This is a genomic window from Kitasatospora sp. NPDC022856 (assembly GCF_055561235.1).
Map to the genome: position 1 here is coordinate 1 of NZ_JBVHHE010000085.1, position 13,215 is coordinate 13,215.

Below are 13,215 nucleotides of genomic sequence, written 5' to 3' on the forward strand. Positions count from 1 at the left end.
GGGCAGGCACAGCCAGTCGACCGCTCCGTCCCTGCTGACCAGGGCAGCGGTCTGCATGTCCCCGATGAGTGCGTAGTCCTCGATACGGCCGGCCATGAGGGGGTTCCTTCCTGTGGGCGGGTGGGCCCGGTGGGTGGGGTTGTGCGGATTGGTTAGGCGGGCGTCGGGTGGGCGTCCGGCTCGTCGGCGGGGCGCGCGGTTCGGGGGGTGGGTCGCTGGTCGGGGCGGTGGAAGGCCGGCGCAGGGGGCCGGGGGGTCGGTTGTGTGGCCGTGTTGGCGTTGAGGAGCGTCATGGCGATCTCGCGTCGTGTGGCGGGGGGCAGTTGCGAAGGCAGGCTGATCCAGTCGAGTACGGCTCCCGGCTCGAAGGGATCGCCTCCTTCGTCGTGGATGGTCTTGAGGCGGTGGTGCAGGTGGGGGTCGAGCGCGGACAGGGCCCGGAGGGTGGCGATGGGTGCGGCGAGGGCGGTGGCCACCGTTCGCGGGCGGCGGCCCGTGGTCAGCTCTGCCGGTCCGGTCATCAGGTGCAGTGGCGGTGCCGGCGAGGCGAGGACGCGTTCGAGGGCGGCGAGCGTGCGCCATGGCCACCGGTCGGCGGCCAGGAGCAGGAGGGCGCCGGATCCGGGCGGGATCGCCGACGGCTCGGTCACGGCCACCACGCCGTGTGCTCCGCGTGCGAGTTGCTCCAGTGTCCTGTTGCGGGTGGCGGTGTTCTGGTCGGGGGTCAGGCACGCGGTCAGCCAGGTCCGCCCTCGGGCCGGCCTCGGGTTGGGATGCTCCTGCAGTTGGCGGATGAGCTTGTGTGCGGTGCGTTCGTCCGGGCACAGCACGGTGACGTGCCGAAGGTCTGGCCGCGCGGCCGCGTCCAGTAGTTGGCGGACCGCGGCCGCGAGCAGGGCCCGGCCGTCACTGGGCCTGGTGACCGCGGTCAGCGCCACGTCCAGCCGGTAGGCCCGGTTGATGGATGGGCCCAGGTGGCGTGTCTGGCCCAGGCGTGGTCCCGCCTGCGCGGTCCACTGGCGGCCTGAGCCGTCGACGAAGCGTGTCGCGGTGCTCTGCAGCAGTCGGTGTGTGGCCGGCGTCGCGGGATCGCAGAGCAGATCGCCCGCGTCGTGGCCGGCGGCGTCCAGGGCCATGATGTCCTCGACGACGATCAGGTCCCAGGTGGGGAGCCGGTGGTGGCGGTGTTCGGATGCGAGGGCTTGGGCGCCGTCGCGGGTCGCGACGAGCAGTAGCTGGCCGGGAGTTCGCAGGTGGGCCAGCAGGTCACCGCTGGCGGGGACGATCGGGCACCCGGCCGGCCGGCGGTGTGCGGGGGCGCGCTCGCCGGGCCCGAGGACGCCGACCACTGTGGTGGCGGGATCGGTCTCGGCGCGCCATCGGGTCAGCGCGTAGGCCAGGTCGCCGTCCTGGAGGATGAGGGCGGCGCGGTGCGCCGCGCGCAGGGCTGTGCGGGCGTGGTGGTCGAGGGCTGTGCGGTCGCCGGTCATCAGGACCCGTGCGGGGGCCCGTGCAGGGGCGGGCTCGGGCAGGGGGCGCGGGGCGGGCTCGTCGATGTCGTCGCCCCAGGGTCCCTCGGGGGTGGGGATGTCGAGGCATCGCTCGTCGATGCGTTCGTCGGTGACCAGGATCGCTACCGCGCCCTCCAGGGTGGTGCCCCAGGTGCTGAGCAGCCGCGCCACGCTCGTACGGGCCCGGGTCCGGCCGATTCCCGCGAGGTCGGCGGCGCGTGCGAGTGTGTGTCCGGCGGCTACCAGCCGCAGCACGGCGAGTTGGGCGCCGGTGACATCCCTGGACCGTGTGCTCCACACGCTCTTGACCGTCGTTCGGTCCACGGTGACGTCCAGGAGGCACCGGGCCACGAGCGCCGGCCGGGAGGGTGCGCCCAGGTGTGCGCACAGGTCGGTGATCGCCCGTTCGACCTCCGCCTCCGCGACCCCGTGCATCGCGGCTATCACCGAGACCTCGAGGCCGGACGCCAGGAGAGCGACCAGGCTCGCCTCATCGTCGCTCACCGCCCTCTTGGGCGCGGTGTCGGCGTCTGCGCTCCGGTGGCCGCGCGAGCCGTCGTCGCGTGTCCCGACGGCCCCGCTCGAATTGGTTGTCCAGCCGGTCATGGCGCGACTCCCGGCCGGGTCGCGGAGGCGGCCTTGCCGCGGCGACTGGTGCGGGCCCTCATGGCCCGTGCCGCCCAGCGCAGACGGTCCGGTGTCCGGGTGACGGGACCGGCGCGGTGCCGCAGAGATTCGATCACCGCTCGGCCGTCGGCCGCCGCACGCCCGGTGCGGTACCGCACCCCGTCGGGGGTGAGTTCGAGGACCAGCGGGCCGACGTGGCGGGCCGATACCTCGATGAGCGCGGGCCCGGGATGGGCGGCCTCCGGTGCGACGATCGCGAGACTCACGCGCCGTTGCTCGACCAGCTCTGCGAGGTGGTCGAGCTGGGCTGCCACCCTCGCGGGAGTTCCCGTCGGGCGTTCCAGAACCGACTCGTCGACCACCGCGAGCGGGTGTGTCCAGCGGGCCGGCACGGTGGTGGCGAGCGCGGCCAGCACCGCCAGGTCCTGGGCGGCGTGGTGGGTCGACGCCGGTTGCGGGCAGGCGGCGTGGTACCCGGGGGTGCGCAGCCCGAGCGGGATCACATCCCCGCACGCGCTTCGCCAGGCCGTGGCACTGGTCAGGACGCTGGCGAGGCGGGTGGCCCAGCCGTGCGACCGGTCGGTGACGCTCTCGTGGACGCTGGTGGACAGCTCGGTGAGTGCGTCGAGTTCGCCGGACGCGTCCAGTGCGGCGAGCAGGGTGTCGAGCTGGTGGCGGGTCGGCATGGCGCGGCCGTGCTCGATGTCCTCGATCCGATGCCGGCCCAGGCGGGACGCTGCGGCCAGGGCCGGCAGGTCGATGCCCATCATGGTGCGCAGGCCGGTCAGGCGCAGGCGGGTGACGGCCGGTCCGGCTGCCAGGACCCGGCCCGGTACCTGAGTGGCGCTCTCCTCCAGCATGCGGGTCACGCCGTCCCTCCGGCGCGAGCGAGGTCCTGTGTCACTGCGGCGATCTGTTCGTGGTGGCGGGCGCTCAGGTGCGGACCGGTCTCCAGCCACGCCCACGTCGTGCCGGGCGGGTGCAGGGCGGCACGGTCGGCGTGTGCGGGGTCCAGGGCCGTGGCTGCCCGGGCGATAGCGGCCAAAGGGGTGTGGTCCGGTTGGTCGGGCAGGAGTGCGGCGACGACCAGGAGGGGGTGTCCGGTGTCGCGGTCACGGGGGTCGAGTGCCCACTCGATCGTCTCGGCCGCCGCCTCGGCGTCGGGCGGGTCAAGGAGGATCAGGGCGTCCGCCCCGGTGGCGCGCACTGGGCCGCGGGTGATCAGGATCCGCACGCTCTCCTTCCCGTTCGCGAGGTGGCGCAGGGCCTCGAACCGTTGGGGGGCCGCGGTGAACGGGGTCAGGGTTGCCGTCCACGTCGACCGCGGGCGTGTCCAGGTGGGCAGCATGACGGCGGCCCGCCCGAGGGCGGCGGTGAGTTGACGGGCCTTCTGGCCTGTCGCACAGGTGACCTGGACGCGGCGCAGCCCGTGGCGGCGGGCGGTGTCGAGGAGCAGGAGCGCCTGGTCGGTCATCGCGCCGCGTTTGGCGGTGACCGGTGGCGGGGCTGCGGCCAGCAGCCGGTGTTCGCGCGCGCGGCCTTGGGCGGCGGCTTCGGCGACGGTCCGGTGTGCGGCGAGTGGTCCGCGGTCGGCCGTTGGCGCGGTCGGCGGGGTGGAGGTCAGGGTCAGATGGGCGGCGGCCTCGGGCAGCCGCGGGCGGTCGCCGGCGCCTTGGCCCGGACCGCTGGGGCGGCTGTCGCCGCGGTGGGTGTCGAGGGTCACGATCAGGTCCCAGCCGGCGAAGTTCTCCAGGCAGGACAGGAGGGGCAGCGCTTGGAGGGTGGACACGACGGTGACCGGCCGGCGGATTCCGGCGAGGTCGAGCAGGACCCGAGTCGATGTCGCCACCGGCCAGGCGTCGGGCAGCTCGACGTAATGCGGCAGCTGTGCGGGTGTGAGGACCCCGGCGACGCCGCCTACGTGGGCGCGGGCGGCGCCCCACACCTCCATGGCTGTGTCCCACGCGGGTCCGTGCGGTGCGACCACCAGGATGCGGGTCGTCAGACCGCAATGGGCGAGAGCGGCGGCCACCGACACCTGGGACTGCTCACTGCGGGGAATGCGTCCGGTCGCCCGGTGCGGCGCCCGGGCCAGGACGGCGGCGAGAGCCGCGGCGGCCGGGCGCAGTGCCTCGTCGGTGGGAGGTGTGGGAAGGGCCAGGTCGACGTCGGGGCGCACGTCCCAGGGGCGGACCACGCCCATGGACGCGCCCGCGATGGCTGCCGCGTGCGCGGAGTCGGTCAGCAGCTCGGCGAGCAGGCGGGCGAGGCGGCGGCGCGCGGTGTCCGTGGTGACGTTCAGCTCGACCGCGATCTCCGCTGTGCTGAGGCGGGCAGCCAGGCGCAGCAGGACCTTGTCGGTCCACTCGAGCTCGCGCGGGTTAGTCCATACGGTTGAAGGGGTGAGGTGGCCGAGGAGTCCCGACAGGAGGTAAGTGGCAGCGAGGTGGGCCCGAGTGGCGCAGTTGGAGCGCTGCATCAGCCCGGCCACCGCTCGGCGGACGTTCTCGGCCGGCAGCTTCTGGGTGCGGGCGATGTCCGCCTCGGTACCGGGGCGGCACAGGAGCCGCGCCCAGGACAGCGAGTCCTCGTCGCTGGCGAGTGTGCCGGCCAGTGCGCGTTCGGTCGGGGCGGTCGGCCGGAGGTCGGGGAACGAGACAGTCATGCGGGGTGGTTTCCTGAGGTGCGAAGGGGGCGGCTGTCGGGCGGGCCGCGTTCGGGGGAAGAAGGCCTACGGCTGGGGGGCGGCACGTGCCGTGTGGCGGCGCCGGTCCAGCCACGTTCCGAGGCGCCGGCCGCTGGGCGAGAGCGTGTCGGGACGTGGGCGAGGATGGGTGGCCGCGGAGCGGGTGGCGGTCTGCCGCATCTCCTCGTTCCAGGTCGTGTCCGCCCAGGCGGACACCGCCCGGGCCCGGCGCCTGTCCGCCTCGGACGCCATGGGCAGCGCGAACTCCAGGCCCTCCCAGCCCTCTTCGGGCCGGTTCTCGCGAGCGCGCCGAAGGACCGCGCGCAGGTTCGGGTCGAAGGCGGCGGCCGCCGCGGCCAGCGCCGCCAGTGCCGGCCATGTGCCGTCCCGGGCGTCGTCGGCGGCGACGGCGAGCAGCGGCGTCGCTCTACGTTCGGCTGGGGTGAGGGCCGCTTCGAGGACGGCGGCGGTGTGTGCGGTCGAACGGTCGCCGGTGGTCTGGACGAGAGCGTCGGCGTCCAGGCGTGGCGGCGGCGGGCCGTCACCCACCAGCACGCGCACCTGCTCACCGCCGTGGGTGAAGTGCTCCACCACGGTGTCGCGTTCCTCTCCCGGCCTGGGCAGGACCTCGGCCCACACGCTGGCGCCGGGTCGGGTGTCGGTGATCGCGCGGGCGATTCGCCGGGCGTCGAGGACGCTCGCGCAGTGGACGACCAGGCGGGTCAGGTCGTGGGCGGCGGCGAGGTCCAGGACGAGCCGTGCCAGGCGCGGAGCCCGTGACGTGCCGTCTGGTAGCGCGGCCGCGGCGAGCCGGTAACCGCGTAGTACCCCGCTCTCGGCCGCCTGGCTGGGCTTGAGAGCCGCCACCACCGGTCCCGTGGCGTAGGGGTCTGCGCCCTCGCGTCGGTCGCGCCCGGCGGCGGTCAGCCGGGGCGTCGACGTCAGCCACAGCACGCCGCGCCCGGGCGGGCACCACTCGTGTCGGCCCACCCGCTCGGCGACCTCGGGCAGGTGCGCGTCCAGTGCCACGATCAGGTCGTAGGGCGTCTCCCGAGGGGCGTTGCGGGAGGCGGCGGCGACGATCTCCAGGCCTCTGGGAGAGGTGACGACGGTGGCCGGCATCGTCGATCCCGCGTATCGGCGCAGTGCTGCCGCGTACGTTGCCACAGGGATGTCGAACGGTGTGCGGATCCCGGGCCGGGCCAACTCGTCCCGGTCCAGGACGGCCACCGCTTGCCCGCCGTGGCGGCGCTGGGCGGCGAAGCGGGCCACGGTCCGTTGCCACGCCGGCCCGTACGGCGCGACGACGAGCACCCTTCCCGCCGAATGGACTTCGGCCCCTGCCACCGCGGCGCCCAGCGCCGGCTGTTCGACTCGCGGCAGCACCGCCAGGGCCCGCCCGGTGGCCAGCCCCCTTTGCAGCGGCGCCAGCAGACCGAACAGGTGCTCCGGGACGGCCACCGCCGCGCCGCCCCCCTGATCGGGCCGCACGTCAGCCGCACGCACCACGCCCGCCAGGCAGCCCAGCCCGACCACCTGGTGCGGTTCCTCGACGCCGCACCGGGCCATCAGGGCACGGACGTACCTCGTCACGGTGGCGGTGGCGACGCCGACCTCGGCCGCGATGTCATGCCGCGAGGCTCCAGCGGCAACCAGGCGCAGCAGCAGCTGCTCCCCCGCGTCCCACTCCGTACCAGTCGATCCGTCGGCCGCGCCGAGGTCACGCTCGGTCAGGTGCCCGGCCAGGGCGTAGCGGGCGATCAGTTCACCGCGGTCACGCGCGCCCGCCGCACCTGTCAGAGTCTCCAACGCCGCACCGACGGTTTCCTTCGGCCGGGCCAGCCGGGCCGCGATCGCGTCCACGGAGCCCGGCCCGGCCAGGATCCTGGCCCACCACAGCGATTCGGGATCCGTGAGCAGCGCGTGCCGGCTGGGTGCCGAGGTTTTGCCGCGGTTGTCGTTCACACCTGCCCCCACTCGATGACGACCTTGCCGTCGGGGGCGGCCACGCTGGTGCGCTCCAGACGCAGCCGCGGTGTCGCGCCGCTCGGCCGGCCGTCGGTCACCAGCACCAGCACCGCGTCGCGCACCTGCTGCGCGCGGGCGGTCGCGGTGGTGCTGCGAAGCTGCTCCGCGGTGTGGTGGTGGCCGTCGACGCGGATGAACGTGATCGGGCCGGCGGTGGTCGGGCCGGGGCCGAGAGCGGTGCGGGCGGCGTCCTGCACGCTCACGCCGGACAGCATCCACAGCCGCGAGCCGTCGTTGTAGGTGGTCCGGGTGCCGACGGTGTCCCCGGCCGGGGTGAGCAGGAGGTCGGTGCGGCGGGGGCGGGTCTTGTCGTCGAACAGGGCGAGCGTCACCGTCGCCGGGGGGAGGGGGGTGGACGGGGCTGCGGGCGGGGTCGGCACGGTGGGCATTGCGGTCCTTGTGCGGTTCGGGGCGGTGTGGGTCGGGTGCGCGGTGGGTCGCTCAGCGGGCATCGCCGTGGGCGGGCAGGCCACCGAGCGCAGTACAGGCGGTTCCGGGGGGATGGAGGGTGATGGCGGGCACGGGTCCGGTAGACAGGTCGCCGATCAAGCTGACGATCCATCCGCGGACGGTCGCACTGCGTGCGGCGTACGGACCGTCGTGCCGTTCTCGGTACTCGGCGGCCGGGACGCGTGCCCCGTCGACATCCATGGCGCGGGCGCTGAACGGCGAGCGGCAGTCGCTCAGCGCCTCCCGCGCGGCCTCCACCGCCTCGGGGCCGGGCGCCGGCAGGTCGGCCGGTACGGAGACGACGACCCGCAGACCGCGGTCGTAGAGGGTCTCGGTGAGGCTGTAGCGTCGGGTGCCGTCGGTGCCCGTCACCGTGTCCGCACTGATCCGCACCGGGTCGCCGCGGTCGCTCGCCAGTGCCACAGGCAGCCCGGTGGCACGCGCCACCGCCTCGACCCGCTCCGAGAGCGGCACCGGCGCGGCCGAGCGGCCGACCCCCGGATCGAGGGCCGCCGCTACCCGGGCCGGGTCGTCGCCGGCCGGCCATGGCATGAGGGTGGCGGCCAGGGCGTCGGAGAGCGCCTCGAAACGCTCGACGGCGGGATCCAGGGGCGAGTGTTGAGGGAGTCGGGCGGGCCGGGGTACGGAAGGGCGGGGCATCAGGGGTCCGATCGTCGTGGGGTGGGGTGGTCGTGGGCCGGCGCCCCCGGGGCCTGCGCGTCCAGGTCCATGGGTATGCAGTCCCATAGCGTCCGGAGCCATCGGGTCGCTGCGACCCAGCCCAGACGCGGGTCGTCGTAGCTGAGTCTCTGAATGCCGACTTCGATGGGCCGGCCGTCGCGGGCTTCGTAGATGGGACCGGCGACGCCCCACAGCTCGCTGTCAGCGACACGCACCGCCACCCATCCGCGGCGCCGGCCCTCCGGGCAGGCACCGCGGGAGCGCAGCGCGCACGGCAGGCAGATCGGCGGGTGCTCGACGACGGCGCCCTCGGGCCAGGCAGTCGGCGCTTGACCCGGCGGGCGGGGCATCAGCCACAGCGTCCCGTCCGCGGTGCGGTCCGCCGGCTGGTCGCATCCCTGGCACAGCTCGTTCGCCATGGAGCGGTGCTGGCGCGCGGGGTGGACTAGTTTGAGGCGCGCGGTGCCCACGCCGGGCGCCGAGACGCGCCGCTGGACGAGCACGCCCATGGCGTCCCGGTCGGCCGGTGTTTCATCGGTGTAGCCGACCCCGAGGACCCGGCTGGCCCGGAACGTGTCGCCGGGCACGTGCCGCAGGACGAGGTCGCCCGTGCGGGTCTCCTCGGACCACAGGGTCACCGCCGGCGCTCCGTGGGGCATACCGGTCACCGGATCGGGCTCCCGTTCGTGACGGTAGCCGCGGCAAAGCCGTCGAGCTTCCGCAGCGGAAGCACTGCGTCGGGGACGGGCCGCCACCTGGCGGTCAGCGCCGCGACCTGCCCGGGGCCGCGCGGATGCCACGCCAGGCCCGTCCCGGCGTGCGCGGCCGCCATCTCCCGGGCCTTGTCACCGGGGCCGGGCGTCCGGTGGGTGAGCACCAGCACACTGTCAGAGGGCAGGCCGACGCGCAGCGCCTCCAGCAGCCGGGTGGCCTCACGCGTCGTCAGCTCGTGCAGGACATCGGAGAGCACGGCGACGACGGGCCGGGACCAGTCCAGCGCCGCGCGCAGCGCCGCCAAGAGCGTGGCGGGAGTGGAGAGGTCGGCGTGTAGGTGTCGTGCGGTGGTGGGTGCCGGGGCCTGAAGGAGCGCCCGGGCGTGGGTCAGGACCATCGGGTCGCGGTCGACGTAGACGGTGCGTGTGTCCGCACGGGCCGCCGCGATGGCGGTGTGCAGCGGGGCGAGCGCAGTGCCGCCCGGCCCGGTGGTCAGGCCGCAGCCGAGGTCCACGAGTTGGTCGTAGCCGTGCGTGGCGAGCGCGCCCGCCGTGGCCAGCACGCTCCGGCGGGCCGCTAGGCCGGCCTGGGCCCAACCGGGATCCGCGTCCAGCAGGCGTCCGGCGGCGTCGCGGTCGGCGCGGAAGTGGTCCTTGCCGCCGAGCAGGAGGGCGGCCACCCGGGCCGAGGTCGCGGTATCCGTGGCCAGCGGGGTGGTGGCCGCAGTGTCGGGCCAGGACCCCCAGGGAGTGGCCACGCCGTTGCCTGTGCGGCCGCTCTGGTGGAAGGGCGGCTCGACGAGGAGGACCGCGTGCGAGCGGGGCGCGGCGGCGTGCCCGGCCGGGCGCCGCGTGGAACCGGGGCCCTGCCCGGTCCGCCCGTTCACGCGGCACGCCCCGATCCGGCGACGTAGACCGGCTGAACCATCCGGCCGTCGGGCAGAACCGCGCCGGTGTCCTCGAACAGCAGGGCGCCATTGCACAGCAGGGTCCAGCCTTGCTCGGGATGGGATGCCAGCGCTTCGGCGGCCAGGGCGTCGCTCGCGCAGCCGTCGGGGCAGCCGCCCTTGTGCTGGCAGTTCATGACTGCTCCTGGAGGGTGGTGCCGCCGGACGGCAGGGTGGGGATGGTGAGCAGGACGCGGGGCAGGAAGCGTTCGGCTGAGGGCGTGCGCGTGACGACCGCCCGCTCTCCCACCACGCAGGCCCGCACTGTCCACTCGTCACCCGCGCTGTCTTCGGATGGGAGGGGCCGCCCATCGACGTGGACGAAGCTGGTCAGGTGCAGCCCCTTCGGCAGGGAGCTGGAGGCCAAGACGGCCGGGCCGGGCTGTCCGGGGCCGTGGACGGCGGCCCAGGTTCCGTCCGGGTAGGTGGTCGTGGACACCGTCAAGCCCTGGGTGAGGACCTGAGTGGTGGTCTGCGCGGTGCCGGTGCGCTTGGCGAGCAGGGCGATGACCGGGACTGTGGCGGGGTTCGGATCGGTGAGGTGCGGCATCGGACCTCCGAGGGAAGGTGGCGCGGACACGAGTGACACCGCAGTGCCCGCTGGATCAGGGCGCCGGGCGGTGGGGTGGGGAAGGCCGGCTCGGCGGCCACTCGGCTGCCGGGTCCGCTCGTGGGATGGAATGGTGCGGCCCTGACCCGAACGGCCGCCGTGGGCCCCGGGCAGCCCGCCCGGGGAAGGGGAGCGCCACTGCGGCAGCTCGGTGCGGATGCGCTGCCGCGCCCAGTCGCTCGCCGCCGCTCCGGCGGCAGCCGCCGCGACGAAGACGACGAGGAGGACGGCCTGCCAGTCCGGTGAGCCGGCCATGTGGCGCAGCCGCGGTACGAGCAGCGCCATCGCGGCCGAACCACCGGCCGCTGCGGTGAGTGCGAGAACGCATCCGCTGGCCCCGGTGAGTGGATGGCGCCGCGGCGACTGGGGTGACGCAGGGGACATGGCGGATCTCCGGACGGTGGTGCCTACGTGGCGGGGGCGAGGAGGACGGGCAGCGCCTGGTGGCCGTTGGAGATCAGGGACTCCACCGGCTGCAGCCGGACACCGGGAGCGAGGACGGCGTCGGGGAATCGGTAGAAGAACAGGCGCAGGACACTCTCGGCCTCCAGGCGGGCCAGCGGCGCGCCGAGGCAGAAGTGGACGCCGTGGCCGAACGCCAGGTGCTCCTTAACGGCCCGTAGGGCGTCGAAGGTGTCCGCGTCGTCGCCGTGCAGGCTCGGGTGGCGGCCGGCGGCGGCGTAGGAGGCGAGGATCGCCTCACCCGTGAGGATCGTCGTGCCGTCGGGAAGGTCGATGTCCTCGATGGCGTAGCGCAGTGGCAGGTGGGCGATGGGCGCGCTGTGGCGCAGGCTCTCCTCGACGACGTCGCCCCATGTGGCACGGCTGGCGCGGACGTGGCCGAGCTGGAGGGGGTCGGTGAGCAGGGCGGTGAGGGCGTTGTCGATGAGGTTGACGGTGGTCTCGTAGCCGGCGGATATGACGAGCAGGAGGGTGTCGCGCAGCTCCTGTTCAGTCAGGGCGCTGCCGTCGCCGTCGGTGTCGCGGGCGTCGATGAGCAGGGATGTCAGGTCGTCGCCGGGGGTGGTCCGTTTGGCGGCGATGAGCTCGTCGAGGACCGCGTACAACGCGGTGGTGTTGGTGCGGGCCTTCTCGGCGGTGAGGGTGGTGTCGAAGACGGCGTCGACCAGGCGGCGGAAGTCGCGGTCGCCGGTCGTCTTGGCGGACAGTCCGAGGAGGTGGCTGATCACCTGGATGGGCAGCGGGTAGGCGAGGCGTTCGCGCAGGTCGGCCGGCTCCCCGGCGGGTGTGGTGGCGAGGTCGTCGAGGAGGGCGGAGGTCAGCTCCTCGATGCGCGGTCGGAGGGCGTGGATGTGGCGGGCGGTGAACGCGGCGCTGATCAGGCGGCGCAGGCGCCGGTGGTCGGCGCCGTGGGCAGTGAACATGTTCTCGACCGCTACCCACAGCGTGAGCGGCCACGCCTCGGCCACGTCGGGGAACTCGGGCCAGTGCCGGCGGGCGTCCTTGGAGACGCGCGGGTCGGTGAGTAGAACCTTCAGGAGGGCCGGGTCGCAGACGGCCCAGGCCTGGACGCCGAGGAGGTCGACGCGGGTGGCGGTCGCGGTGTTGAGGTGGGTGCTCTCGGCGTCGCGGTCGCGGCCGGTGGGGTCGAGGACGAACGGCTCGTTCACGTGCGGGCTCCTTCGGACGGTCCGGTCAGGCGGCCGGGGCGGGTGTGGTGGCGGGGAAGTGCACGGGCAGGGCGGCCAGGGCGCGGTGGAAGGGGCCGGGTCGCCAGCGGAGCTGGTCGGCGGGGACGGCGAGTCGCATCTCGGGCAGGGTGTCGATGAGGAGTTCGACGGCGCTCTGCGCGATCACGTAGGCCGGGGTCCGGGCGGGGCAGGCGTGCGGTCCGGCGCTGAACGCGAGGTGGGAGCGGTTTCCGGCCGGCTGTCCCCCGGCCACGGCCGGGTCGCTGTTACACGCGGCCATGCCGATGACCACCGGTTGGTGCGCCGGCAGCAGTACCCCGTCGATCACGACCGGCAGCGGCGGGTAGGAGAGGCAGTACTGGGCGAGCGGCGGGTTACGGTGCAAGACCTCCTCGAGGGCGTCGCGCACGGTGAGGGTGCCGCCGATCACGCTTCCCGCGAATCGCTCGTCGGTCAGGATCAGACGCAGGGCATTGGTGATGAGGTGGGTCTGCGGCTCGATGCCGGCGCCGTAGAGGGTGACGAGCTGGTGGACCAGTTCCTCGTCGCTCAGGCGGGTGTGGTGGGCGATCAGGCGGGAGGTGATGTCGTCGCCCGGGGAGGCGCGCTTGAGGGCGACCAGCGCGGCGAGGGCCTGGGAGATCATCGCCTCGCCGTGTTCGGCTCCGTCGACCCTGTCGAACACCCGGGCCATGCCGTCCGCGACCTGGGCGCTGATCTGCGGCGGGCATCCCAGCAGGGTGTTGAGGACCTGGAACGCGAGAGGCAGGGCGTACTGGGATACCAGGTCGGCCTGGCCGTGCCGCGCGAGGCCGGGGGTCAGGCCAGCGGCCGCCCGCTGGACCGTGGCGCGCAGCTGGTGGAGGTCGACGGCGTCCAGGGCCGCGAGGTTCGCTGAGCGATAGCGCTCGTGGGCCGCTCCGCTGTTGCGCAGCGCGTTGGGGCGCCATCCGGTCATCGGCAGGATCGGGCAGTCGGCGGGGACGGTGGCCTGCCAGGCGCGCGGGTCGGCCGGGAACCGGACCGGGTCGTGGAGGATCCGCAACGCGGTGTAGTAGCCGATCACCAGGGTCGCCGGGACGCCCGGGTGCAGTTCGACGGGGACCAGGGAACCGAAGCGCTGCCGCATCCAGGTGTAGGCGGCGTGTGGGTCGGCGGCGAACTCCTGCGTGTAGAGGGGTACGGGTGCCTGGTCGGCCGGGTTTCCGGTCGGCTGGTGATGAGGCTGGTCGATTTTGGCCAACGCTGCTGTTCACCTCACTTCGTCCGGCTTTGAACGGAGTGGGGAGTCTGGGGAGCGACGAGCGCCC

Annotated in this window: 12 protein-coding genes; all 12 read right to left on the reverse strand. The window is 74.2% G+C overall.

The features are described 5' to 3' along the window. Positions 1-152: 152 nt before the first annotated feature. The 12 genes from ACZ34W_RS37820 to ACZ34W_RS37875 all read right to left on the reverse strand — a co-directional run bounded on the left by ACZ34W_RS37820 (position 153) and on the right by ACZ34W_RS37875 (position 13,148). On the reverse strand, positions 153-2,015 hold the full coding sequence (locus ACZ34W_RS37820) for a hypothetical protein (RefSeq protein ID WP_465610926.1): 1,863 nt from the start codon (positions 2,013-2,015) through the stop codon (positions 153-155). Between the two features lie 98 nt (positions 2,016-2,113). Continuing rightward, a complete protein-coding gene (locus ACZ34W_RS37825; protein WP_465610947.1) occupies positions 2,114-2,998 on the reverse strand; it encodes a Scr1 family TA system antitoxin-like transcriptional regulator in 885 nt (294 codons plus the stop codon). Positions 2,999-3,003: 5 nt separating this feature from the next. Next, a complete protein-coding gene (locus ACZ34W_RS37830) occupies positions 3,004-4,803 on the reverse strand; it encodes a hypothetical protein (protein WP_465610928.1) in 1,800 nt (599 codons plus the stop codon). A gap of 66 nt (positions 4,804-4,869) precedes the next feature. Continuing rightward, entirely contained in the window at positions 4,870-6,789 is a 1,920-nt protein-coding gene (locus ACZ34W_RS37835) for a hypothetical protein (RefSeq protein WP_465610930.1), read from the reverse strand. Next, positions 6,786-7,241: a hypothetical protein gene (locus tag ACZ34W_RS37840; RefSeq protein WP_465610932.1), complete on the reverse strand. Its 456-nt coding sequence runs from the start codon at positions 7,239-7,241 to the stop codon at positions 6,786-6,788. Before ACZ34W_RS37840 ends, ACZ34W_RS37835 begins: the two co-directional genes overlap by 4 nt. 52 nt (positions 7,242-7,293) lie before the next feature. Continuing rightward, positions 7,294-7,962 (reverse strand): hypothetical protein, encoded by a 669-nt coding sequence (locus ACZ34W_RS37845; RefSeq protein WP_465610934.1) that lies wholly within the window; start codon positions 7,960-7,962, stop codon positions 7,294-7,296. After that, positions 7,962-8,621: a hypothetical protein gene (locus tag ACZ34W_RS37850; RefSeq protein ID WP_465610935.1), complete on the reverse strand. Its 660-nt coding sequence runs from the start codon at positions 8,619-8,621 to the stop codon at positions 7,962-7,964. The genes ACZ34W_RS37845 and ACZ34W_RS37850 overlap by 1 nt, the downstream gene beginning before the upstream one ends. Positions 8,622-8,647: 26 nt before the next feature. Beyond that, complete coding sequence (locus ACZ34W_RS37855; protein WP_465610937.1) at positions 8,648-9,454, reverse strand: SAM-dependent methyltransferase; 807 nt, start codon at positions 9,452-9,454, stop codon at positions 8,648-8,650. Between the two features lie 125 nt (positions 9,455-9,579). Next, positions 9,580-9,780, reverse strand: coding sequence for a DUF5999 family protein (locus ACZ34W_RS37860; protein WP_465610939.1), 201 nt, complete (start codon positions 9,778-9,780; stop codon positions 9,580-9,582). Next, positions 9,777-10,193: a hypothetical protein gene (locus tag ACZ34W_RS37865; protein WP_465610941.1), complete on the reverse strand. Its 417-nt coding sequence runs from the start codon at positions 10,191-10,193 to the stop codon at positions 9,777-9,779. The genes ACZ34W_RS37860 and ACZ34W_RS37865 overlap by 4 nt, the downstream gene beginning before the upstream one ends. A 467-nt stretch (positions 10,194-10,660) precedes the next feature. Further along, complete coding sequence (locus tag ACZ34W_RS37870) at positions 10,661-11,884, reverse strand: cytochrome P450 family protein (RefSeq protein ID WP_465610943.1); 1,224 nt, start codon at positions 11,882-11,884, stop codon at positions 10,661-10,663. Positions 11,885-11,909: 25 nt separating this feature from the next. Continuing rightward, positions 11,910-13,148 carry a cytochrome P450 family protein gene (locus ACZ34W_RS37875; protein WP_465610945.1) on the reverse strand — a complete coding sequence of 413 codons (1,239 nt, stop codon included), beginning with the start codon at positions 13,146-13,148 and terminating at the stop codon, positions 11,910-11,912. Between the last annotated feature and the right edge of the window lie 67 nt (positions 13,149-13,215).